Consider the following 21,057-nt stretch of genomic DNA (forward strand, 5'->3'; position numbering starts at 1 on the left):
GGCGGCGCCTTCAATAAAGGAACATCGGCTTGCCTTCCACGTGGCGCACCTTGGGACGGTAGTTGTCCTTGTCGTACAGTTCCGCCACGTCCACGCGCTTGAGGCCCTGGGTCAGGGTGGACATGGGCACGCTGGTGTAGGTGCCGTTGCGCAGGGCCACCAGGCGGTTGCGCTCCCCGCTCCTGATGATGTTGATGGCGACGTTGGCGAAGTTCACGGCCACCATGAGGTCGAGGCTGTCCGGGGCGCCGCTGCGCATGAGGTAGGAGACCTGCTGGTTCAGCACGTCCTCGCCGGTGAGCTTCTTGAGGGCGTCGCCCAGGATGTTGCCGATGCCGCCGAGCTTCTTGTGGCCGTAGGCGTCGGCCTCGCCGAACTCCACCGGGATGCCGCCGATCATGTGGGCCCCCTCGCTCACGGTGATCATGGCGTAGTTGCTTGGGTTGCTCCGCTTGTCGGACATGATCTTCTCGGCCACCCGGACGGGGTCGAAGGGCACTTCGCTGATGAGGGCGCGGTCCACGCCGGCCAGGTAGGAGGCCAGGAGCGAGGTCTCGCCCGAATTCCGCCCGAAGAGCTCGACGATGGCGATGCGCTCGTGGGACCCCGCGGAGGTGCGCAGCTGGTGGATGAACTCCACGCTCCGCGTGACGGCGGTGGAGAAGCCGATGCAGTAGTCGGTCCCGTAGATGTCGTTGTCCATGGTCTTGGGGATGGCCACGCAGGGCACGCCCTCCTGGTGCATGCGCTCGCCGTAGCTCAGCGTGTCGTCCCCGCCGATGGGGATGAGGATGTCGATTCCCAGCTTCTCGATGACCTTGAGCACGTGGGGGGTGAAGTCGAAGGGGCCCTCCTGGTCGGGGGTCAGCGTGGGCCTGAGGAAGTCCGGGACGCGGCCCAGGCTCACCTTGCCGGGGTTGGTGCGGCTGGTGTGGAGGAAGGTGCCGCCGGTGCGGTCCACGGTGCGCGTGTTGAACTTGTCCAGGGGCAGGATGCACCTGGAATGGGTCTCGGGGTCGTCGAGGTTGTACTCCAGCAGGCCCGCCCAGCCCCGGCGGATGCCCACCACCTCGAAGCCCTCCTCGATGGCCCGGGCCACCAGCATCTTGATGCAGGGGTTGAGGCCAGGAACGTCGCCTCCGCCGGTAAGGACGCCGATTCGCATGTGTGCCTCCAGGAAAGGTGACGCGCCGTGTTTTTCTGAATGGTACCCCAACGGTCTCCGATGCGAACAAAAAGGCGGCCATTAATCCGGTAATGGATACACTGGACCCGCTCGGAGGTTCGCATGAGTCTCGCACGATCCAGGATCACGGCCCAGGGCCAGGTGTCCGTCCCTGCGGCCGTCATGAAGAAGTTCGGCATCGGTCCGGGCGACTACATCGACTGGGAGCTCAAGGACGGGAACCTCCAGGTGCGCCGGGTGGGCAAGTACACGCTGGGCGACGTGGCCACGGCCCTGGACCTCCAGGAGGGCGTGCTGCACAAGACGGGGCCCGAGCTCCTCGAGGGCGTCAAGGAACGCATGAGGAGGCGCCATGCGGTCCGCTGACGCTTCGCTGCTGGTGGGCAGCCTCGCCGGGAGCGGGGCCGCCCAGGCCTTCATCCGGGAGGAGGGGCCGGTGTGGGTCTCCCACCTGGTGCTGGCCGAGACGGTGCGCGCCCTGGAGGGCGTCCACGGCCGTCCCCGGCCCCGGATGGTCGAGGCCCTGGAGATGATCCTGGACAACAAGGACCTGGTGATGGAGGATCCCGCCGTGCCGCGCGCGGCCCTGGAAGGCTACCGGGGCGGCCTGGACTTCGAGGACGCCATGGCCCTGGAGACCGCGCGCAAGGCCGGGCATCTGCCCCTGGGCACGCTGCGGGAGGAACTGCGCGGTATTCCGGGGACGGTATTCCCTGGTGCATAATGAGCCCCATCGGAGATCCCCCATGCGCATCCGCACCCTAGCCTTCGCCCTCGCCGCCGTCGCGGCCCTGGCAGCAAACCCCAAGGTCAAGTTCACCACGACCCTCGGCAGCTTCACCCTGGAGCTGGATCCCGAGGCCGCCCCGAAGACCGTGGACAACTTCCTGGGCTACGTGAAGAGCGGCCACTACAAGGGCACCACCTTCCATCGCGTCATCGCCAAGTTCATGATCCAGGGCGGCGGCATGACCGCCGAAGGCGCCGAGAAGCCCACCAAGGCCCCCATCCAGAACGAGGCCAAGCTGGCCCAGGAGAAGGGCTGGCGCAACGTGCGCGGCACCGTGGCCATGGCCCGCACCGGCGCCCCCCACAGCGCCACCTCGCAGTTCTTCGTGAACACGGTGGACAACGCCTTCCTGGACTACCCCGGCCAGGACGGCTGGGGCTACTGCGTGTTCGGCAAGGTGGTGGAGGGGATGGAGACCGTGGACAGGATCCGGGAGGTGAAGACCCTCCCCGGCGACCGTCCCCAGACCCCCGTGGTCATCACGGGCGCGGTGCTGGAAGGCGCCCCGGCCCCCGTGAAGAAGAAGGCTTCGAAAAAGAAGTAGCCGGCCGGAGGCGGGCGAACGAGGGTCCCTGGGACGGACTTCCGGCCCAGGGAGCGCCTCCGCTTGGTAACATGGCGGCATGGACGGATTCCTCGGGCTGGCAGGTGCGGGACTGGCGGCCGGGGCGATGAACGCCCTGGCGGGAGGCGGCTCCTTCGTGAGCCTGCCCGCCCTGATCGCGGCGGGCGTGCCTTCCGTCCAGGCGAACGTCACCAGCACCGTGGCCCTGTTCCCGGGGGGGCTGACGAGCGCCTGGGCCTACCGGGACGGACTGGGCCCGGTGGGACCGGTTTCCCTGCGCCCCCTGATGGTGGTGACGCTCCTGGGGGGCATGGCCGGCGCGGGCCTGCTCCTCGTGACGCCTGCCGTGACCTTCGACCGGGTCCTGCCGTGGCTTCTCCTGGTGGCCTTCCTGGCCCTGGCCTTCGGGCGCTCCCTGGGTGAGCGGCTGCGCCGGCGTTGGCGGATCCGGCCCGCCCTGGTGCTGCCCGTCCAGTTCGCGCTGGGGATCTACGGCGGGTATTTCGGAGGGGCCGTGGGGATCATGATGATGGCCGTCTGGGGCCTTCTGGACGGCCGGGACTTCAAGAGCCTGAACGCCCCCCGCACCCTGCTGGTGAGCACGGCCAACCTCATGGCCGTGGCGATCTTCGCCTTCGCCCATGCGGTGCGCTGGCCCGAGGCCCTGGTGGTGCTCGCCGGCGCGGCCGCGGGAGGCTACGGGGGCGCGCAGCTGGGCCGCCGGACGCCGGCGGGCATCATCCGGGCCGTCACGCTCCTGGTGACGGCGGGCATCACGGCGGCGTTCTTTTTCCGGGCGTACCGCTGAGAGGGCCTGCCCTCCTGCTGACACATTCCGGGCCCTGGCGGCAAACCCAAGGAAAGGACCGGCCAAGCCTTATCCTGCCCTTTCCTCTCAATCCTGTTCATCCCGGTTTCAGCAGGGCTAGCCAGTCATGAGATGGCGCGCAAGGTACCTGCTTTCGCCGACCCATTCCTGCACTCGCCCTGCTGAACCGGGATGAATCGGATTTATGGGATGGATGGGGATCTTCTTGCCTTGAACGCCCCCTTCATCCTGGGTCCAGGAAGCCCGGGGTTTGCCGGCAGCCTTCAGTCCAGGTAAGTCCGGGCTCCAAGGTACCTGTCCCTGAAGTACGGATCCCCCAGCCGCTCCCGGGCGATGCGCCGCCCGCGGCCGGGGGCGTGGATGAAGACGCCGTCGCCCACGTAGATCCCCACGTGGGACACCTCGCTTCCGCCGCCCGTGGCGAAGAACACCAGGTCGCCGCGGGACGGCTTGTCCACCTTGGCCCCGGCCTCGAACTGGTCCCTGGAGTTCCGGGGCAGCTGAAGGCCGTTGAGGCGGTACACGGCCATGGCCAGACCGCTGCAGTCGAAGCCTCTGCCCGTGGTGCCGCCCCAAAGGTAGGGCACGCCCAGGTAGGTTTCCGCCGTGTCCACGAGGTTCGTGCGCAGGCCCGGCTCTCCCCGGGGCGCGGGCCGCGGCAGGGAGGGCTCCTCCGGCGCCACGAGGTAGAAGGCCTGGATCACGCCGGCGGCCTTGAGGGCCTCGGCCCGCAGCCGCGCGGCCTCCCGGGTGGGGAAGTCGCCGAAGCGCACCCGGTAGAGTCCCTTCTCCGCCGCGTAGTACACCGCGTCCAGTCCCTTGGCCTGGAGGGATTCCGCCAGCCGCGAGGCGTTCTCCACCTGCGCGAAGGCTCCGGCCTGGATGGTGAAGCCGACCCGGGCAAGGCGGGCCGGCTTGACGGGCGCGGGTCGTGGCGGCGCGGGGCGCGGCGGCACGGGGCGCGGCGCGGCACAGCCGGCCAGGAGCAGGCCGGCCAGCAGAATGGCGTAGACGCGACTCATGCGCTCCCCGGGGATGGAACGATTCTAGACTGCCCCGGGGGACCTTCAGTCCACCTTCTTCAGGGTCAAGGGGCCCGAGGCCACCGGCGAGGCCCAGGTGCCGGTGAGGGTCTTCCCGTCCTCCGCGACCTGGACCTCGAAGTCCATGGTCGACTCGGTCACCTGCAGCTTGGCGCCCTTGAACTTCGTCTTCTTGATGGTGTCCTCGAAGTCGCCCACTGCGGTGTCGAACCACTTGGTCACGCCCTTGAGGGCGGCCCCGGTGGCCGCTGTGATCTTCAGGGTAGCCTTGCCGCCGGCATCGGCGTAGGTCCAGCGGCCTTCCCAGGAGCCGACGAGCTTGGCTGCGAGGGCGGCCTCCGCGTCCTGGGCCGCCAGGGGGGCCGCGAAAACGCACATGGCAAGGATGGGAAGCCGGAAGGACTTCAGCATGGGTGCTCCTCAGAAGAAAAACGGATGATTGGTCGGTCACAATTGTAGCGATTTCAGCGAAATTGCAAACCGATTCCTCCAGGAGCCGTCGGCCGGCATGCCGCGTTCCCGGGCACCTGCGGGTGGGCGCTGTGGCCAGGCCCAGTCCCTTCGCGAGGCGGATCAGGCCCAGTTGAACTTCTTCACGGCGACGAGGAAGCACCCCGCGGTCCAGGCCGCCACGATGGCCAGGCCCGCGCCGTGGCCGTCGAGGCCGGCGCCGTCGTTGAAAACGGCGCGCAGGGCCTTGAGGTAGGGTGAGAGGGGCAGGGCGACGACGGACTGCTGCATCCAGCGCGGCGCGCTGTCGAGAGTGAAGTAGACGCCGGACAGGAACATCATGGGGAAGAAGAAGACGTTGGAGATGGCGGCGTAGCCCTCCGAGGTCTTCGCGAAGCCGGAGAGGGCGAAGCCCATGGCCATGAAGCACGCGGCGCCCAGGGCCATGATCAGGGCCAGCAGGAGGTAGCTGCCCTGGTTCGTGATGCCGAAACCGAAATGGCCCACCAGGAGCATGGCCCCGGCCTGCAGGAACGTGACCGTCAGGCGGTGCAGGATCTGGCCGGCCAGGAAGACCCACTTGGGAAGGGGCGTCACGGCGAGCCTGCGGAACTTGCCCTTCTCCCGGTACGACACGTTCACCATGCCCACGCTGAACAGGCCCATGCTCAGAAGGTTCATGCCCAGGAGCCCGGGCAGCAGGAAGGCCGCGTAGTTGGAGGCGTGGCCGCTGCCGGGGCTCTCCATGGCGACCGGGAGGAACCGGGGGGCGAGGCCGGCCTGGCCGATCTGCACGGAGAGGTTGGCCTGCTGGACGATCTGGGCCGTCATCTGGCCCTGGGCGGCGAGGTAGGTGTTCACCCGCAGCCGGCCCTCCTCCAGCTGGGCGGCGGTGTCGCCCTTCTTCCAGCGGGCCTGGGCCTCGGCCGCGGTGAGCTGCAGGGGCTTGACGGGCGTCCTCGCCAGGGCCTGCATCAGGTCCGGGGAGGCGGGACCGGCCACCACGAGGGTCAGGCTGGGCCCCGAACCGGAGCGGAAGATGGTGCCGAAGCCCACCAGCATGAGGATCGGGAAGGCGAAGGTCCAGAACAGGGCCACGCGGTCGCGGCCGTAGAGCTTCCATTCCATGAGGAATTGTCGGATGAGCAGCATGGTCAGTCCCTCAGGCTGCGGCCGGTGAGATGCAGGAAGACGTCTTCGAGGGTCGCCCTGCGCACGTGGATCTGCTGGTAGGGGACGCCCTCGGCGGCCTCGAGCAGGGACGGCAGCAGGGCCTTGGGATCCTGGGTGGGGATCTCCCAGAGGTCGGCGCGGCCGGTGACGGGCTGGCCCAGCGCCGCGGCGAAGGCGGAAGGGTCGGGGGCCCCGCCCTGGAAGGTGAGCTCGACCACGCTGGGGATCTCAAGCTGCTGGATGAGGCCCATGGGGGTGCCCGCGGTGAGCACGCGGCCGTGGTCCATGATGGCCAGCCGGTCGCAGAGCGCCTCGGCCTCGTCCATGTAGTGGGTGGTGAGGATGACGGTGCGGCCCTCGGCCTTGATGCGCCGCACCACGTCCCACAGGGAGCGCCGGGCCTGGGGGTCGAGGCCGGTGGTGGGCTCGTCCAGGAAGACCAGCTCCGGGTCGTTCACCAGGGCCAGCGCCAGGGCCAGGCGCTGCATCTGGCCGCCCGAGAGGGTCACGTGGTAGGCGTCGGCCTTGTCGGTGAGCTGCACCAGCTCCAGGAGATCGGCGGCGCTCCGGCTGCGGGGGTAGTAGCTGCCGTAGAGGTCGAGGGCCTCCCTGGGGGTGATCTTGTTGAAGAGGCTGGTGCTCTGGAGCTGCACGCCGATGCGGCTGCGGATGGCGCGGCCGTCGCGCCTCCAGTCCAGGCCGAGGATCTCGATGTCGCCGGAGTCGGCCGGGGTGAGGCCCTCGATCATCTCAAGGGTGGTGGTCTTGCCGGCGCCGTTGGGCCCCAGGAGGCCGAAGACCTCGCCCCGGGCCACCTCCAGGTCGAGGCCGTCCACGGCCAGGACCTTGGGATACTGCTTCCGGATGCCGCGCACGCGCAGCGCCATGTCGCTCATGCCTGCCTCCTCACACGGCCCACACGGTCCAGCCGGGCTGGTCCGCCAGTTTGCGCAAGGCGGCGTCCCGTTCCGGGATGCATGGATACCGCGCCGCCCAGCAGCTTCCGGAGCCGCACAGGAGCGGCTCGCCGCCGGTGTCCAGCAGGGCCGAGCGCACGTCGCTGAGTGCGGGGCAGGCATAGATGGCCGCGCCCGTGAGGTCGTTGCGCCAGGGCGGCGCCTCGCCCCCGCCCAGGCTCGGACAGGCCTGCGGGAAGGGGTAGCCCACCTGGGGCAGGGACTTGTAGACGCTGGGCGTGGCCACGTGGAGGCCGGGGTGCGCGATGAGGATGGGCTCCAGGGGCACGGGCCGCACGGGAAAGACCCGCTCCCCGCGCCCCAGGCCCAGCACGGTGCCGCCCAGGAGGAAGAGGGGCACGTCGCTGCCCAGTTCCGCGCCCAGGCGCAGCAGGAGGGCGCCGGGAAGGCGCAGGCCGAAAAGGGCGTCGCCCAGGCGCAGCGCGGCGGCGGCGTCGCTGGAGCCGCCCCCCAGGCCCGCTCCGGCGGGGATGCGCTTGAAGAGCCTGAGCCGCGCGGGGAGCTCCCGGCGCGCCTCCCGCTCAAGCAGCCTCCACGCACGCACCACGAGGTTGCCTTCGTCGGCCCTGAGGCCCGCGGCCGTGGGCCCCTCGAGCTCCAGGGAGAAGGCGCCGGCGGGTTCCCCCTCCAGCGTGTCGGTGAGGCCCTCCACCCCCTCCAGGACGGTGGTGACCAGCTCCAGCTCGTGGAAGCCGTCCGGGAACCGCCCCAGGACGGCCAGGAAGCGGTTGAGCTTGGCGGGGGCCGGGATGATCAGAAGCCGTCCTCCAGTTCGAATTCGGGGTCGGGCATGCTGAGGATCCAGGGCCCGTCCTTGGTGATGGCCACGGCGTGCTCGAACTGCGCGGAGAGGCTGCCGTCGGCGGTGCGCACCGTCCAGCCGTCGGGCTCGACGAGGCAGCGGTGGCTGCCGATGTTGAAGATGGGCTCGATGGTGATGGTCATGCCGGGCTCCATGCGGAAGCCCGTCCCGGGGCGCACGTCGGCGTACACCACCTGGGGGTCCTCATGCAGGTCCCGGCCGATGCCGTGGCCGATGTACTCGCGCACGATGCTGTAGCCCAGGCCTTCGCCGAAGGTCTGCACGGCGGTGGCCATGTCGCCCAGGCGGTACCCGGCGCGGCAGAACTCGATGCCCTTGAACATGGCCAGCTGGTTGGACTGGAGCAGAAGCCGGGCCTGCTCGCTGATCCCGCCCACCCCCACCGACAGGCACGTGTCGCCGTGGAACCCGTCCAGCTTGGCGCCGCAGTCGATGGCGATGATGTCCCCGTCCCTCAGGACGTAGCTGGTGGGGATCCCGTGGACCACCCGGTCGTTCACGGACGTGCACAGGGTGGCGGGGAAGCCGTGGTAGCCCTTGAAGTTGGGGACCCCGCCGTTCTTGCGGATGTAGGTCTCGGCCAGCTTGTCCAGTTCCAGGAGGGACACGCCGGGCTTGGCGGCCCGGGCGGCCACGCGCAGGGCATTGGCCGCCAATCGCCCGGCCTCCCTTAGCTTTTCCATCTCTTTTTTGCTTTTGTATCGAATCTGCTCGCGGATGGGCACCTTCGCCTCCAGTCCACAGTCTATCCGAAGGCGCTAGAATCCATGGAACAGGGAGCTGGATATGAGAATACCAATCATTGTTTGCGCACTGGTCCTCACGGCCTGCGGACCGAACATCCCCAAGAAGCCCGCGGGCGTCCCGGCGGAGGCCTTCTGGGCCGGGGACGACAAGGGCGGGGCCTTCGTGGCCATCGGCGTGCCGGACCACGAGGGCTGGCAGGTGAAGATCCACGACCCGCAGACGGGTGCCGTGCTGGCCCAGGGCCTCTTCGTCATCCGGCGCGGCGCCGCGCGGCCGGCCTTCCACCAGGAGGACTTCGCCGGCTGGGACGGCCGGGCCGTGCACCTCACGGACGGCGGCGTCCTGGAACCCAAGAAGCCCTGATGCCGTACACCCGCGAGGAGCTGGACTGGATGGAAGCCGAATGGGCCTTTCATCTCCACGGGCGGCAGGCGTTCATGAGCCGGGAGGATTTCCTTCAGCTGCAGGCGTGGGATGGGGAGGGCATCGCCGCCGACGCCGTGGTGGGGGCCATGGAGGCGTACTTCGAGCGCCGGGCCCGGCGGGCCAAGCCCCGCACCTGGGTGGCCCTGTCCCACCTGGCCAAGGACGTGGCCCGGGCCGTCAAGCTGCGGGCCGCCCTGGGCAAGGTGGAGGCCGAGGACCTGACCGGCTGGGAGGCCGTCAAGGAGCCCCTGCGGTCGGATCCCCGGGCCCGGGCCGCCTTCGAGGCCTGGAAGCGGTTCCAGGCCGCGGCCCCGCCCCCGGATTCCCCCGGGTTCCTGGACCACTACGACCAGGCCCGCAGGCTCCACAAGGAGCTGCTGGCCCTGGCCGAGGCGGCCCTGGGGGGCCGGGCGGAACCGCTCAAGGAAGCGCTCATGGCCCGCTTGGCGGAGTCGAAACTGCAGGAGGGGACCCTGGTGTGGAAGCGCGCCTGGGATCATCATTGGGGCCGCGCGGTATGCGACGCCTGGGGGATGGAGTGAGCGCCGACTGGCTTCGGGAACTTGAGAAACCCACCACGGCCTTCTTCGAGGCCTTCGCCCAGCGCGCCGCGGGGGCCCAGGGCCCCCGCAACGCCACCCGGGACGCCGTCCAGAACCTCACGCCGCTCGTGGACTGGGCGGCCTACCTCCCCCACATCCCCCACGGCCTGCTGGGGCTGGGGGCGGCCTTCCGCCTGAAGCCGCTGCTGGCCGAGGCGAGCTTCCTGCGGATCCTCTCCACCCAGCTCCACGCCTTCGCGGTGGAGGCCCGGGGCAGGGGCCTGGAGGCCCTGGGGTCGGGTTCCTGGGCGAACCTGGACATGGCCATTTCCACCCACCGGCCCTCCATCGCCTGGGGCGAGGCCATGGGCATCGAGGAGGTGGGCCCCGCGGACTTCCAGCGCCTGGAGAGCCGGGTGGAGCGGGACATGGCCAACGTGGGCCACAAGGCGGTCATGGCCCGGGACCTGGGGGAGCTCTTCCTGGCCCTGGAGTCGCCCCGGGCCGGGGGACGCGTGCTGCTGGCCCTGGCGGCCTTCCTTTGCGCGTCCGAGCCGTTCGACACCTTCTGGCACCAGCGCGCCGCCCGGCGCCTGGAAGGGGTTCCGCCCGTGCCCCACCGGGCGCCGGAGGCCGAACCGGCCGCCCACACCGCCGCCGCCCGGGAGATCTGCGATTCGGGCCTGGTGGATCTGCTGGATTCCTTCTCCCTGCGGGTGCGGGCCGGGGCCGGCAGCGGGGACCTCCTGGCCCCCCTGGTGCTGGCCGCCTCGGAAAAGCAGCTGGACGCCCGGCGGGACCTGGAGGGCAAGACCTCCTGGAACTTCGTGTACCTCGCCCATCTGGCCAAGCGCAGCCTCGGCGCCGGTCCCCTGGCCCCCGAGACCTGGGTGCAGGGCGCGGCCCTCGTCAACCTGTTCCCCACCGACGAGGAGGAGGACCGCCCCCGGGCCGTCCCGCCCCGCGTCCCGGCCCCGGACCCCGCCTCGGGCCTCCTGGAGGCCATCCTGGACGCCGAGCCCCAGCAGGCCATGTACCACGCGGCCGAGCTGCTGGCCCAGGGGAACGAGGGCGCCGTGCTGGGCATCCTGGCCGAGGCGGCCTCCACCAACGACCCCGCGTTCAACCACAGCCACCAGGTGCTGGCCGTGGCCGCCGCGGCGGACCTTGCCGGCCATCTGCCCGGCCGGGTGCGGTGGGCCATGCTGACGGCCCTGGCCAAATCCTTGGCGAACGGCCAGGGAAGCACGGATCTGGGACGCCTCGCGGACAAGGCCCTTGACTTGATTAATAATTAATTAATATTATCCGGGACCGGACGGCAGGTCCGGCCCGGAGTCTTCATGACCATGCCCATCCTGGCCCTGGCCCTCCTCCTGGGATTCGAGCCGGAACCCGCGGATCCGGGCCCCATCTGGGAGGCCGCGGGCCGGGACCCCTACCTCCTGGGGAAACGGGGCTTCCCGAAGGTGTCCCGGGCCGTGGGGCACGCGGTGGCCGAGTTCCACGCCGCCGTGCGCCAGCGGCGGATCGATCCTTCCCGGGACGAGTTCTTCTCGTACGTCTACACCTTCCAGCCTCCGGGGGGCGGCCGGCGGCTCTTTTTCCACTCCCAGTGGTGGCAGGCCATGTACGAGAAGACCGAGGCCGGCAGCATGCGCCACCGGGTCGGGCGGCCCTATGCGGAAAACGGCAGCGTGCGGGTCTACACCTTCATCCACACCCATCCCACCGGGCTGGGCGGCAGCGAGGGACCCTCCCGGGTGGACGTGGCCACGGCATCCCGGTACCGGCGTCCCGACGGCAGCTTCCGCTACCTGTATCTCATCAACAACCGGGGCATCCTCGTCCGGTTCAAGGCCCGCAGGGACATCGATCCCCACAACGCCGCCGCGCTGGCGAGGATGCCCGTGCGGCCCCGCGCGGGGGTGGACTGGGTGGACTGATCACTGGTACCCCACGTCCCGCAGCATGGCCTTGAGCGCCGCCGCGGACGCCTGAAGCCCGGCCTTCTCCTCCGGCTCGAGGGGCAGGGGCAGGATCTCCCGGATGCCGTCCCGGCCGACGATGGCCGGCAGGCTGAGGCAGACGTCCTCCACGCCGTGCATGTCCTCGATGAAGGAGGACACGCACAGCAGGCGGTTCTCGTCGTCGGCCACGGCCCGGATGATCCGGGCCACGCTCATGGAGATGGCGTAGAAGGTGGCGCCCTTGCGCTTGATGACCTCCTGCCCGGCCTGCACCACGTCCGCGCTGATGCGCGCGCGGTCCTCCGCCGAAAGCCGCGGGTGCTCGGGGGAGGGATAGGCGGAGAGGGGAAGGGGCCCGATGCTGGCCGCGCTCCAGAACGGCACGGCCGAGTCCCCGTGCTCCCCGATGACCATGGCGTGCAGGTTCCGGGGACTGACCTTGAAGTGGCTGCTCAGCAGGAACTTGAACCGCGAGGAATCCAGCACGGTCCCCGACCCGAAGATCCGCGCCCGGTCGATGCCCATGCGCTTGTAGCAGACGTACGTGAGGATATCCATCGGGTTCGTCACGACCAGCAGCAGGGACCGGCCGTTGTAGTGCTTCATCACCCCGCCGATGATGGCCTCGGTGATCCGGATGTTGCCCTTGGCCAGGTCCAGCCGGGATTCCCCGGGCTTGCGGCCCCGGCCCGCCGCGTGGACGATGAGGTCCGCGTCCGCGAGGCCCTCGTAGCCCTCGGCCCGCAGGTTCACCTGCTCGGAGACGGCGCCCCCGTGGGCGATGTCGAGAACCTCGCCGTACGCCTTGTCGGTGTTCAGGTCAATGAGGCTCACATCGGAGGCGATGCCCTGGGTGGCCAGGGTGTAGGCGATGGTGGCGCCGACGTTCCCTGCGCCGATGATCGCAATTTTCATGGTGACCCCCAGGTCCATCATGGCAGCGGGGCCCCGCGCTTTCAAACGTGGCGCGACGGCGCCGGCACCCTCCGCGCGGCGGACTGCTACCCTTGGGAATGGCCGAATTGAAATGCTTCCATCTCCTTGCCCTTTCGGCGTGCCTGACCACGGCGGCCGCCCAGGAGCCCTTCGCCGCCTTCCCCCCGCTCCCCCGGGGCGTCGGCCCCATCAGCGTCGTGGACAGCCAGGGCCGCTACGTGGGCCGGATCCTGCCCCAGAAGCGCTACTGGGTCACCCTCGACCGGATCCCCTGGTTCCTGCAGAAGGCGCTGCTGGCGGTGGAGGACGCGCGGTTCTACGAGCACGGCGGCATCGACGTGCGCAGCATCGCGCGGGCCTTCGTGAAGGACGTGGCCAAGGGGAGGGCCGCCGAAGGGGGTTCCACCATCACCCAGCAGCTCATCAAGAACAAGTTCCTCACCGCCGAGCCGACCCTGGACCGCAAGGTCAAGGAGGCCCGCATGGCCATGGACTTCGAGACGAAGTACACCAAGAACCAGATCCTGGAGATGTACTTCAACGAGATCTACTACGGCAACGGCGCCCAGGGCCTCGCCCAGGCCTCCCGCCTCTACTTCGGCAAGAGCCCCGAGGAGCTCAGCGAGGGCGAGTGCGTCACCCTCGCCGGCGTGCCCAAGAACCCCGGCAAGTACAACCCCCTCGGCAAGGTCGAGGACATCGCGATGCGGCGGGAGGTGGTCCTCAAGCGCATGGAGGAGCTGAAGGTGATCTCGGCCCAGCAGAGGGCGGCCCTGCGCTCCCAGTGGGGCGCGGTGCAGGGGCCCGGCAAGGCCCCCCACTACCTGGCCCAGATCCGCGCCGCGCTGGTGCGGCTGTACGGGGCGGACGCGGTGGAGCTGGGCGGGCTGGACATCACGGCGCCACTGGACCTGGACCTCCAGAAGGCCGCGGAGGACGCGCTGAAGGCAGGGGTCCGGCGCGTGTCGCCGGACCTGCAGGGGGCCCTGGTGTGCCTGGATCCGGCCACGGGCGACGTGCTCGCGGCCGTGGGGGGCCTGGACGGCGGCCAGAACTCCCTCAACCGCGCCTTCAATTCCATGCGCCAGCCCGGGTCGGCCATCAAGCCCCTGATCTACGCCGCGGCCCTGGAGGAGGGTCTCACGGCGTCCAGCATCTGGAGCGACGAGCCCGTGGCCTACGACCGGGGCGGGGGCGCCACGTGGAAGCCCCTGAACTACGGCCGGGAGCGCCTGGGGGACATCTCCCTGCGCGAGGCCCTGGCCCACTCCAGCAACGTCGTCACGGTGAAGGTGCTCGAGCAGGTTGGGGTCCCCGATTTCGTGGACTTCGCCGGGCGCATGGGGCTGCCCCTCAGGGCCCAGAACGGGCTGAGCCTGGCCCTGGGCACGGACGAGGTGACCCTCAAGGACCTGGTGCAGGCCTACACGCCCCTGGCGGCGGCCGGGGTCCGGGCCGAGGCCCGCGTGATCACCCGCATCCATGACCGCAGGCGCGACGCCTGGACCGAGTTCCCCCCGGCGCTGACCCCGGTGCTCTCCCCCGAGGCCGCCTTCGTCACCACCAGCATGCTGCGCGACGTGCTGACCTACGGCACCGCCAAGTCGCTCGCGGCCTTCAGCCGGGAGCACCCGTCCGCGGGCAAGACCGGCACCACCGACAACTACCAGGACGCGTGGTTCGTGGGCTACACCCCCGGCGTGATCACCGGCGTCTGGGTGGGCTACGACCGGCCGCGAACCCTGGGCCGCGGGTTCACGGGCGGGGCCGTCGCGGCCCCCATCTGGGCGAAGTTCATGGCCAGGGCCCTGGAGCCCAGGCCCGTCGTGGACTTCCCGAGGCCCGACGACATCGTCACCGCCACCGTCGACCCCGCCACCGGGTACCTGGCGACGGAGGCCTGCCCGAAGAAGGTGGACGAGGTCTACCTCCCGGGCACGGAGCCCGACCGGCCCTGTCCCCTCCATGCGCCTGCTCCGGAAAGCCCGAGCCAGGTCCCTGAACAACCTTGAATCCTTGGCGAGAGTAAACAATCCTTCGGTTTCCTGGGCCTCTCAGGCTTCCAGGCGAACGCCCTGGGTGCGCATGAGCGCCACGGCGATGAGGAAGGCGATGAGGTCCGCCACCGGCTCGGCGATCCAGACCCCGTCCAGGCCGAAATGCGCCGGGAGGATCATGAGGAACGGGATCAGGAAGATCACCTGCCGGGAGAAGGCGAGGAACAGGGAGATGCGGGCCCGGCCGATGGACTGGAAGAAGCTGGAGGTCACCATCTGGAAGCCCACGAAGGGGAAGACGATGAAGGTCAGGCGCAGGCCACGGACGGCCATCGCGGTCAGGCGGGGATCCCGGGTGAAGGTGCCGGCCACGGCCTGGGGCGCGAGCTCGCACAGCAGGAAGCCCAGGGTCGTGACCCCGGTGGCCAGGACCACGGCCCAACGGAAAACCTCGCGCACCCGACCGAAGCGGCGGGCTCCGAAATTGAATCCCGCGATGGGCTGCATGCCCATGTTCACGCCGATGACGATCATGACGAAGAGGCTCGTCATGGCGTTGATGATGCCGAAGGCCCCGATGGCGTAGTCGCCGCCGTAGCGCTCCAGCCGGATGTTGACCAGGAGGATGACGATGCTCGAGCAGAAGAGCATCACGAAACTGGACATGCCGATGGCGAAGATGTCGCGGATGACCGCCGGCCGGGGCCGGAGGCGGGCCAGGGCGAAGCGCAGGGGGCTCGGGCCGGAGGTGAAGTGGCTGAAGGAGACCCCTGTGCCGGCGATCTGCGCGGCCACCGTGGCCAGGGCGGCGCCCCGGATCCCCCAGCCGAATCCGAAGATGAACAGGGGCGCCAGGACCAGGTTCACGCCCACGGTCAGCAGCGTGGTGGCCATGGCCCGGCGGGGGTGCCCGGAGGCCCGCATGATGCCGTTCAGCCCCAGGTAGAGGTGCTGGAACACGTTGCCCAGGAGGATGATCCGCATGAATTGCCGGGCGAAGGGCAGGGTCTCCGGGCTGGCGCCCATGGTGGCCAGGACGCGGTCCAGGAAGACCAGGCCGAGCACGGTGAAGCAGAGTCCAAGCAGCAGGTTCAGGAAGATGGCGTTGCCCAGGACGGCGTCCGCTTCGAGGCGGCGTCCTTCGCCCAGGCGGATGGACACCAGCGCCGCCGCGCCCACGCCCACCATGGCGCCGAAGGCCGCCGCCAGGTTCATGAGGGGGAACGTGAGGGCCAGGCCGGAGATGGCCATGGGGCCCACGCCGTGGCCGATGAAGACGCGGTCGATGATGGTGTACAGCGAGGCCGCCGCGGTGGCGACGATGGCCGGGACGGCGTACCGCACCAGCAGGGCGAGGACGGGGCCCTGGCCGAGATCGACGTGGGCCTGGGCGGGCTCCAGGCCAGGTTCAGGGGTGGTCGTCAATGGCGAGGTCCCTGGGTCCGGTCCTAGACCGGCATCTCCAGGTTCATGCTCTCCATTGCAGCCCAGATGAGCGGGATGTCGTTGGCCATCAGGATCAGGTCGTGCTTGGCGCCGCCGAGGTCCATGACGTGGTGGGGCAGGACCGCGTCCTTGTGGAAGCCCAGCTTCTCGAAGGTCCTGCGGGCGCCCAGCTGGTCCGCGACCACCTGCACGATGATCTTCTCGATGCCCAGGTCGGTGGCGAGCTTGACCAGGGTGGAGACCAGGGTGGTGCCCAGCCCCTTGCGCCGGTAGTCGGCGTGGCAGGCGATGCGGATCTCCCCCACGTGGCGGGTCCAGCCGTGGAAGGTGCGGTAGAGGGTCCCCTCGCCGACGATGGCCGCGCCGCTCCGGGCGACGAGGGAGATCACCTCCCCGGTCTCCAGGCGGTGGCGGAAGCGCCGGGACCACTCCAGGGTGGTGACGTCATCCTTGAGCACCAGGCGGTCCTCGGCCGGGAGGCCCCGGTAGAAGATGTGGAGATCGTCCATATCACCTGGTTTCAAGGGTTGGACTTCTACGACCGCGCCGTCCCGCAGGGCGACGTTCTGGGGAAAGGACTCGGGGCCCACGGTCAGGCCCCCCAGCCGATGCTTAGCTGTTCGTTGCCCATATCCGGCTTCTCCCATGATGTATGAATTGAATATGTCATATTAAGAGCAGAAGTTCCCTTGTCCACAAGATTCGCATCCGGAAAGCGGCAGCACCGCCAGACCCCCCCGGGCGGTTTCCCGGTATTCCTCGGGAATCCGGCGTCCCACCTTGCCCATGGTCTCGATGACGGCGTCGGCGGCGAACACGCTCTCCATGCCGGCCAGGGCCATCTCCGCGCAGGCGGCGGCGTTCACCGCCCCCATGGCGTTGCGCTTGACGCAGGGCACCTCCACCAGGCCCTTCACGGGGTCGCAGATGAGGCCCATGACGTTGGCCAGGGCGAAGGCCACCGCGTGGTCCACCTGGACCGGGGTGCCCCCCATCAGCTCCACCAGGGCGCCGGCGGCCATGGCCGAGGCCGAGCCCACCTCGGCCTGGCAGCCCCCCTCGGCCCCGCTCAGGGAGGCCAGCTTCTCGATGACCAGGCCGATCCCGCCGGCCGTGAAGAAGGCCCTGACCAGCGCCTCGTCCCCGCAGCCCTTCTCCTCCGCCACCCGGAACAGCGCCGCCGGGAGCACGCCGCAGGCCCCCGCCGTGGGGGAGGCCACGATCCGGCCCATGCAGGCGTTCACCTCGGCCACGGAGAGGGCGGCCGCCACGAGGCGGGAGAAGGCCGGGCCCAGAAGGGACCCCCCGCCCTCGATCCACCGGTCCATGCGGGCCGCATCGCCGCGGATGAGTCCGCTCCGGGAATGCTGGGGCTTCGCCAGGCCCCGGGCCACGGCCTGGCGCATGACGTTCATGCGGTCCAGCATGAGGGCCTCCAGGACCTCGGGGCGCTTCCCGCTCTGGCGGGCCTCCCCGTCCAGGAAGACCCGGGACAGCGCGACGCCCCGTTCCTCGGCCTCGGCCCGGTAGGATGCCAGGGTGCCTTGGGCGTGGGTCATTCAGCCTCCGAACCCAAGGCGGGGGACGAACCGCACCTGGTCCATGTGGGGAAGGTGCCGCAGCGCGTTGAGGACGCCGGCGGTGGGGGTGTGGTCCAGTTCCACCGCCATGAGCGCCTGGCCCCCGCGGGAGGTCCGGTGGGCCTTGAGGGTCGCGATGTTCATGCCGGCATTGGAGAGGATCGTGGTGACCATCGCCACGGCGCCGGCCCGGTCCGGGTAGGCCAGGAGGACGGTGGGGTACACCCCGTCCAGGTCGACCTGGAACCCGTCGATGTCGAACACGCGGATGCGCCCGCCCCCCACGGAGCTGGCCGACACGGTCAGTTCCGTGCCGCCCGAGGCCAGCTGGAGGCGCACCGAGTTGGGGTGCACGTCGCCCAGGTCCACGTCCTCGAACCTGAAGTCCAGGCCCCGCTCCAGGGCGATCTCCCGGGCGGCGGGAATCCCCTCGTCGTCGGGATCCATGCCCAGGAGGCCCGCGAGCAGCGCCAGGGGCGTGCCGTGGCCCTCCCCGGTGGCGGCGAAGGAGCCGTGGAGCCCGAGGACGGCCGAGGCCGGCTCCTCCCCCAGGAGCTTGCGGGCGAAGGCCCCGATGCGCACGGCGCCTGCCGTGTGGGAACTGCTGGGACCCACCATGACGGGGCCGATGATGTCGAAGATGCCCAAGGTTCCGGTCTCCAGGCGTGAACCTACGAATGTACCGTACGTCGCCGGGAATGGGCGCTGCGACTGCATCGCAATGGGTTGCGACCCTCCGGGCCAGCCCGGACCCACGGTCCTTGACACGGGCGCATCGGTAATAAATATTTAATGGTCCGCTTTCCAGGCCGCGAATCGCCCGGAACGCGGCCCAAGGAGACCCGCCATGCATTTCCCCATGAAACTTCAACACCTTGGGCTGGTGGCCGGCCTCGCCCTGGCGGCCGGATCGTATGCCCACGCGGCCTGGGAGCCCCTGGGCCAGGAGATCGCCAACCGGTCCGGGTCCGAATGGATCGTCCGGTTCACCCCCACAGGGCCCGGGGCGCCCTTCGGGGCCGCCGTCACGCAGGACCATGCCGAGGGCGCGGTCGCCGAAGGCAGGGGGGAGATCCGGCTCCTGCCCCATTCGGTGATGCGGCTCTACGTGGATTCCGCCCGGATCGGCCACGGGGACGTGAGCGGGACGTTCAGCCTCGAGCACGGCGCCAAATCCAGGGAGCGCGTCATCTTCAACCTGGAGGTGGCCCGCCTTCCCCGGCTCGCCCGGTTCAGCGGGGGCTTCCGGGAGGACTTCAGCCGGTCCCCCCGGGCCGACCTGGTGATCATGGCCCCGCATGCCATCTCCATCCTGGATGGGGGCCCCCTGGCGGAAGAGGCCAAGGAGGAGAAGGCCCCGTCCGGGACCGCCGGGGACCTCGCGCCCCTCGCGGAAAAGGACGTGCAGGCCGGGGTGTCCAACCCCTTCCACTTCTACCGGGTTCCCCGGATCCGCAAGGACCTGGTCTACCACACGAGCAGCCATGAGGCCTTCGGGGCCCTCCACCTGAAGGGCAACCTCATGCCCACGGAAATGCTTGCGGACTACTTCTTCAATACCCTCTTCGTCTACAATCTCCGGGCCTTCACCGGATACGACCCCGGCGTCAACTACGACCAGTGTCCGGCCCTTGCGCGGCCCTACTTCGACAAGGTGGTGGAGGGCTGGGTGGCGAGCCTCTGCACGCCCGGCGGCGTGAAGGTGGTGACCCCCCCGAAACCGGGAGGGGACTTCCGGGAATTCATCGCCTGGAAGGACGCCGTCGAAAGCGCCCAGGTGGCCCTCATGCGCAACCGGGCCTTCGTCTTCCTGGGAACGGCCTACCTGCGCCAGAAGATCGTCACGGAGAAGCTCGCCACGGCCATGGTCCGGATGGACAAGGGCCGGAAGGACGAGGCCCTCGCCGCCGCCATGAAGCGCGACAAGCTCACCGGTGAGTTTCAGCTGTTGATCTACCACTGGATGCATCAGGCCCTGGGCGAATTCGTGGTCCGCTACCTGGCCGCGCCCGCGACCGGCAGGGCCGAGGTGCCGGCCTTCCTGGAGACCTGGCGCCCCGGTTTCCTGGCCTCGCCCCGCTATGCGGCGATCCTGGCCGCCGCCTACCCGAACTCCGACCCGGAGGACGTGGCGGAAGGGATCGCGCTGCCGCCCGAATAGGGAAGGGGCGGACGAACGCGGACACGTGCCACCCCCTGCCTCGCCCGGCCCGGGTCGAGGCGGAGGCGTCCGGTCAGGGAGGGGGAACCTCCTTCGCTTCCGAACCACAGATCCTGTCGTGACGGGACCGGAAGGGGCCCGGACGCCAGGAGGATCCCCTTGAAAATCAAACTGCCTCTAGAGCACCCGCGTCTCGGCCCGCAGCGGCGGCAGTTCCGCGCCGCCGGGATAGTGCACGTGTTCCAGGAAGAGCCCGGCGGAAGGCGCCGCGGCGGCGCCCCAGAACAGGTTCGCCTCGGGGGTCGGGGCCGCCAGGTCGCGGACGATGCGCTCCACCCGCTCCTTGCCCAGGGCGCAGAGGACCGAGGCCCCCACCATGCGCCGCACCTGCTTGTGCAGGAAATGGCCCGCGGTCACCCGCAGCAGCACCAGGGCGCCGTCCTGGGCGAAGTCCATCGCGTGGATCTGGCAGCGGGGATCCTCGCCCTTCACCAGGTCGGCGAAGGCGCTCATGTCCTGGTTGCCCTGGAAGGCCAGCCAGGCCTCCTGGAGCCTCTGGGGGTCCAGGGGGGCCTTCACCCACCAGACGTAGGGCTTGGCGAAGGCGGTGCGGCGCAGGCTGAGTTGGTACAGGTAGGTGCGGGCGGTGGCTTCGTGGCGGGCATGGAATCCGGCGGGGCAGGGGTTCACGGCGCGCACGGCCACGTCCCCGGGCAGGCCCTCGTCCAGGATGCGCTGGAGTTCCCAGAACTTGGGGTTCGTCCCCGAAAGGTGCAGGTGCGCCACCTGCCCCAGGGCGTGCACGCCCGCGTCGGTGCGGCCCGAGCCGCCCAGGCTGGATACGGTGAGCCCGGCCTCCTGCAGCACGCGCTCCAGGGTTCCGGCCACGGTGCGCACGCCCTGCGCGGTCTGCTTGGGGCCCTGCTTCTGCCAGCCCTGGAAGCGGGAGCCGTCGTATTCCACCAGCAGCCGGTAGCCGCCCGTCCTCGGCGCCAGGCCCTTGGGCGGCCTCATGCCGGGAAGACCTTGTTCACTTCCCGCAGAAAGTGGTCGGGGTCGTGGAGGGGCTTGGAGAGGTAGTGCTCGGCGCCCGTCTCCGCCAGGAACCGCTCCCGGTCGCCGGTCATGGCGTGGGCGGTGGCCAGGATGACGGGGACCCCCTTGGTGGCCGGGTCGGCCTTCAGCAGGCGGGTGATGTAGATGCCGTCGACCTTCTGGCCCAGGTGGATGGAGCGGGAGAGGCTGATGTCCATGATGACGGCCGACACGTCCCCGGCGGCGACGATGGCCAGGATCTCGTCCACGTCCTCGGAGACCACCACGTCGAAGCCGCCCTTGCGGACCAGCACGACCTTCATGAACTTCACGTTGATGGGGTCGTCCTCGACGATCAGGATCTTCTTGCTCATTGGAACC

General features: G+C 69.8%; 24 protein-coding genes. 10 read left to right on the top strand and 14 right to left on the bottom strand.

The genetic code is table 11. The features are described from left to right. Positions 1 to 10: 10 nt before the first annotated feature. Positions 11 to 1,165 (bottom strand): 6-phosphofructokinase, encoded by a 1,155-nt coding sequence (locus tag ACZ5MC_RS10340; protein ID WP_306600258.1) that lies wholly within the window; start codon positions 1,163 to 1,165, stop codon positions 11 to 13. A gap of 123 nt (positions 1,166 to 1,288) precedes the next feature. On the opposite strand from ACZ5MC_RS10340, the gene ACZ5MC_RS10345 reads away from it, so the two are divergent. The 4 genes from ACZ5MC_RS10345 (at position 1,289) to ACZ5MC_RS10360 (ending at position 3,349) form a co-directional block, all read left to right on the top strand. Next, positions 1,289 to 1,552, top strand: coding sequence for an AbrB/MazE/SpoVT family DNA-binding domain-containing protein (locus ACZ5MC_RS10345; RefSeq protein WP_306600260.1), 264 nt, complete (start codon positions 1,289 to 1,291; stop codon positions 1,550 to 1,552). Continuing rightward, positions 1,539 to 1,910, top strand: coding sequence for a PIN domain-containing protein (locus ACZ5MC_RS10350; RefSeq protein ID WP_306600261.1), 372 nt, complete (start codon positions 1,539 to 1,541; stop codon positions 1,908 to 1,910). Before ACZ5MC_RS10345 ends, ACZ5MC_RS10350 begins: the two co-directional genes overlap by 14 nt. A 22-nt stretch (positions 1,911 to 1,932) precedes the next feature. Continuing rightward, complete coding sequence (locus ACZ5MC_RS10355; protein ID WP_306600262.1) at positions 1,933 to 2,520, top strand: peptidylprolyl isomerase; 588 nt, start codon at positions 1,933 to 1,935, stop codon at positions 2,518 to 2,520. Between the two features lie 79 nt (positions 2,521 to 2,599). Beyond that, positions 2,600 to 3,349 (top strand): sulfite exporter TauE/SafE family protein, encoded by a 750-nt coding sequence (locus tag ACZ5MC_RS10360; protein ID WP_464517690.1) that lies wholly within the window; start codon positions 2,600 to 2,602, stop codon positions 3,347 to 3,349. 284 nt (positions 3,350 to 3,633) lie between these two features. Here the strand turns inward: ACZ5MC_RS10360 and ACZ5MC_RS10365 are convergent, their stop codons facing one another. From ACZ5MC_RS10365 to map, 6 genes are all read right to left on the bottom strand, one after another. After that, on the bottom strand, positions 3,634 to 4,392 hold the full coding sequence (locus tag ACZ5MC_RS10365) for a C40 family peptidase (protein ID WP_306600264.1): 759 nt from the start codon (positions 4,390 to 4,392) through the stop codon (positions 3,634 to 3,636). A gap of 45 nt (positions 4,393 to 4,437) precedes the next feature. Further along, a complete protein-coding gene (locus ACZ5MC_RS10370; protein ID WP_306600265.1) occupies positions 4,438 to 4,824 on the bottom strand; it encodes a hypothetical protein in 387 nt (128 codons plus the stop codon). A gap of 162 nt (positions 4,825 to 4,986) precedes the next feature. Next, a complete protein-coding gene (locus tag ACZ5MC_RS10375) occupies positions 4,987 to 6,015 on the bottom strand; it encodes an ABC transporter permease (protein ID WP_306600266.1) in 1,029 nt (342 codons plus the stop codon). Positions 6,016 to 6,017: 2 nt separating this feature from the next. Beyond that, a complete protein-coding gene (locus ACZ5MC_RS10380) occupies positions 6,018 to 6,932 on the bottom strand; it encodes an ABC transporter ATP-binding protein (RefSeq protein ID WP_464517691.1) in 915 nt (304 codons plus the stop codon). Between the two features lie 10 nt (positions 6,933 to 6,942). After that, positions 6,943 to 7,665 (bottom strand): 4-(cytidine 5'-diphospho)-2-C-methyl-D-erythritol kinase, encoded by a 723-nt coding sequence (locus ACZ5MC_RS10385; protein WP_306600268.1) that lies wholly within the window; start codon positions 7,663 to 7,665, stop codon positions 6,943 to 6,945. 101 nt (positions 7,666 to 7,766) lie between these two features. Then, positions 7,767 to 8,561 (bottom strand): type I methionyl aminopeptidase, encoded by a 795-nt coding sequence (map, locus tag ACZ5MC_RS10390; RefSeq protein WP_306600269.1) that lies wholly within the window; start codon positions 8,559 to 8,561, stop codon positions 7,767 to 7,769. A gap of 61 nt (positions 8,562 to 8,622) precedes the next feature. Between map and ACZ5MC_RS10395 the strand changes: the two genes are divergently transcribed. Genes ACZ5MC_RS10395 through ACZ5MC_RS10410 form a run of 4 tightly spaced genes read left to right on the top strand, consistent with a single transcriptional unit; the run spans position 8,623 to position 11,497 of the window. Next, positions 8,623 to 8,946 (top strand): hypothetical protein, encoded by a 324-nt coding sequence (locus ACZ5MC_RS10395; RefSeq protein WP_306600270.1) that lies wholly within the window; start codon positions 8,623 to 8,625, stop codon positions 8,944 to 8,946. After that, positions 8,946 to 9,551, top strand: coding sequence for a hypothetical protein (locus tag ACZ5MC_RS10400; RefSeq protein ID WP_306600271.1), 606 nt, complete (start codon positions 8,946 to 8,948; stop codon positions 9,549 to 9,551). Before ACZ5MC_RS10395 ends, ACZ5MC_RS10400 begins: the two co-directional genes overlap by 1 nt. Further along, the gene (locus ACZ5MC_RS10405) at positions 9,548 to 10,849 is read left to right on the top strand and encodes a hypothetical protein (RefSeq protein WP_464517692.1); all 1,302 of its coding nucleotides are present in this window, start codon (positions 9,548 to 9,550) and stop codon (positions 10,847 to 10,849) included. Before ACZ5MC_RS10400 ends, ACZ5MC_RS10405 begins: the two co-directional genes overlap by 4 nt. 45 nt (positions 10,850 to 10,894) lie before the next feature. Next, positions 10,895 to 11,497 (top strand): hypothetical protein, encoded by a 603-nt coding sequence (locus ACZ5MC_RS10410; protein WP_464517693.1) that lies wholly within the window; start codon positions 10,895 to 10,897, stop codon positions 11,495 to 11,497. On the opposite strand, the gene ACZ5MC_RS10415 is transcribed toward ACZ5MC_RS10410, so the two are convergent. Next, positions 11,498 to 12,436, bottom strand: a complete 939-nt coding sequence (locus ACZ5MC_RS10415) for an L-lactate dehydrogenase (RefSeq protein ID WP_464517694.1) — start codon at positions 12,434 to 12,436, stop codon at positions 11,498 to 11,500. 107 nt (positions 12,437 to 12,543) lie between these two features. Between ACZ5MC_RS10415 and ACZ5MC_RS10420 the strand changes: the two genes are divergently transcribed. Then, the gene (locus ACZ5MC_RS10420) at positions 12,544 to 14,469 is read left to right on the top strand and encodes a transglycosylase domain-containing protein (protein ID WP_464517695.1); all 1,926 of its coding nucleotides are present in this window, start codon (positions 12,544 to 12,546) and stop codon (positions 14,467 to 14,469) included. A gap of 42 nt (positions 14,470 to 14,511) precedes the next feature. Here the strand turns inward: ACZ5MC_RS10420 and ACZ5MC_RS10425 are convergent, their stop codons facing one another. From ACZ5MC_RS10425 to sdaAB, 4 genes are read right to left on the bottom strand one after another with little or no spacing between them, the layout of a single operon-like run. After that, positions 14,512 to 15,879 carry an MATE family efflux transporter gene (locus ACZ5MC_RS10425; RefSeq protein ID WP_464517696.1) on the bottom strand — a complete coding sequence of 456 codons (1,368 nt, stop codon included), beginning with the start codon at positions 15,877 to 15,879 and terminating at the stop codon, positions 14,512 to 14,514. A 23-nt stretch (positions 15,880 to 15,902) separates the two neighbouring features. Beyond that, positions 15,903 to 16,547, bottom strand: coding sequence for a GNAT family N-acetyltransferase (locus ACZ5MC_RS10430; protein ID WP_306600277.1), 645 nt, complete (start codon positions 16,545 to 16,547; stop codon positions 15,903 to 15,905). 24 nt (positions 16,548 to 16,571) lie between these two features. Continuing rightward, the gene (gene sdaAA, locus ACZ5MC_RS10435) at positions 16,572 to 17,459 is read right to left on the bottom strand and encodes an L-serine ammonia-lyase, iron-sulfur-dependent, subunit alpha (protein WP_306600278.1); all 888 of its coding nucleotides are present in this window, start codon (positions 17,457 to 17,459) and stop codon (positions 16,572 to 16,574) included. Continuing rightward, entirely contained in the window at positions 17,460 to 18,128 is a 669-nt protein-coding gene (gene sdaAB, locus ACZ5MC_RS10440; RefSeq protein WP_306600279.1) for an L-serine ammonia-lyase, iron-sulfur-dependent subunit beta, read from the bottom strand. It lies immediately after the preceding gene. A gap of 199 nt (positions 18,129 to 18,327) precedes the next feature. On the opposite strand from sdaAB, the gene ACZ5MC_RS10445 reads away from it, so the two are divergent. Then, positions 18,328 to 19,641: a hypothetical protein gene (locus ACZ5MC_RS10445; RefSeq protein ID WP_306600280.1), complete on the top strand. Its 1,314-nt coding sequence runs from the start codon at positions 18,328 to 18,330 to the stop codon at positions 19,639 to 19,641. A gap of 177 nt (positions 19,642 to 19,818) precedes the next feature. On the opposite strand, the gene ACZ5MC_RS10450 is transcribed toward ACZ5MC_RS10445, so the two are convergent. Together ACZ5MC_RS10450 and ACZ5MC_RS10455 are read right to left on the bottom strand one after the other, a co-directional pair. Continuing rightward, positions 19,819 to 20,655 (bottom strand): tRNA pseudouridine synthase A, encoded by an 837-nt coding sequence (locus tag ACZ5MC_RS10450; protein ID WP_306600281.1) that lies wholly within the window; start codon positions 20,653 to 20,655, stop codon positions 19,819 to 19,821. Then, complete coding sequence (locus ACZ5MC_RS10455; RefSeq protein ID WP_306600282.1) at positions 20,652 to 21,050, bottom strand: response regulator; 399 nt, start codon at positions 21,048 to 21,050, stop codon at positions 20,652 to 20,654. The genes ACZ5MC_RS10450 and ACZ5MC_RS10455 overlap by 4 nt, the downstream gene beginning before the upstream one ends. Positions 21,051 to 21,057 lie beyond the last annotated feature (7 nt).

It is taken from the genome of Mesoterricola sp. JemC181 (assembly GCF_055384585.1).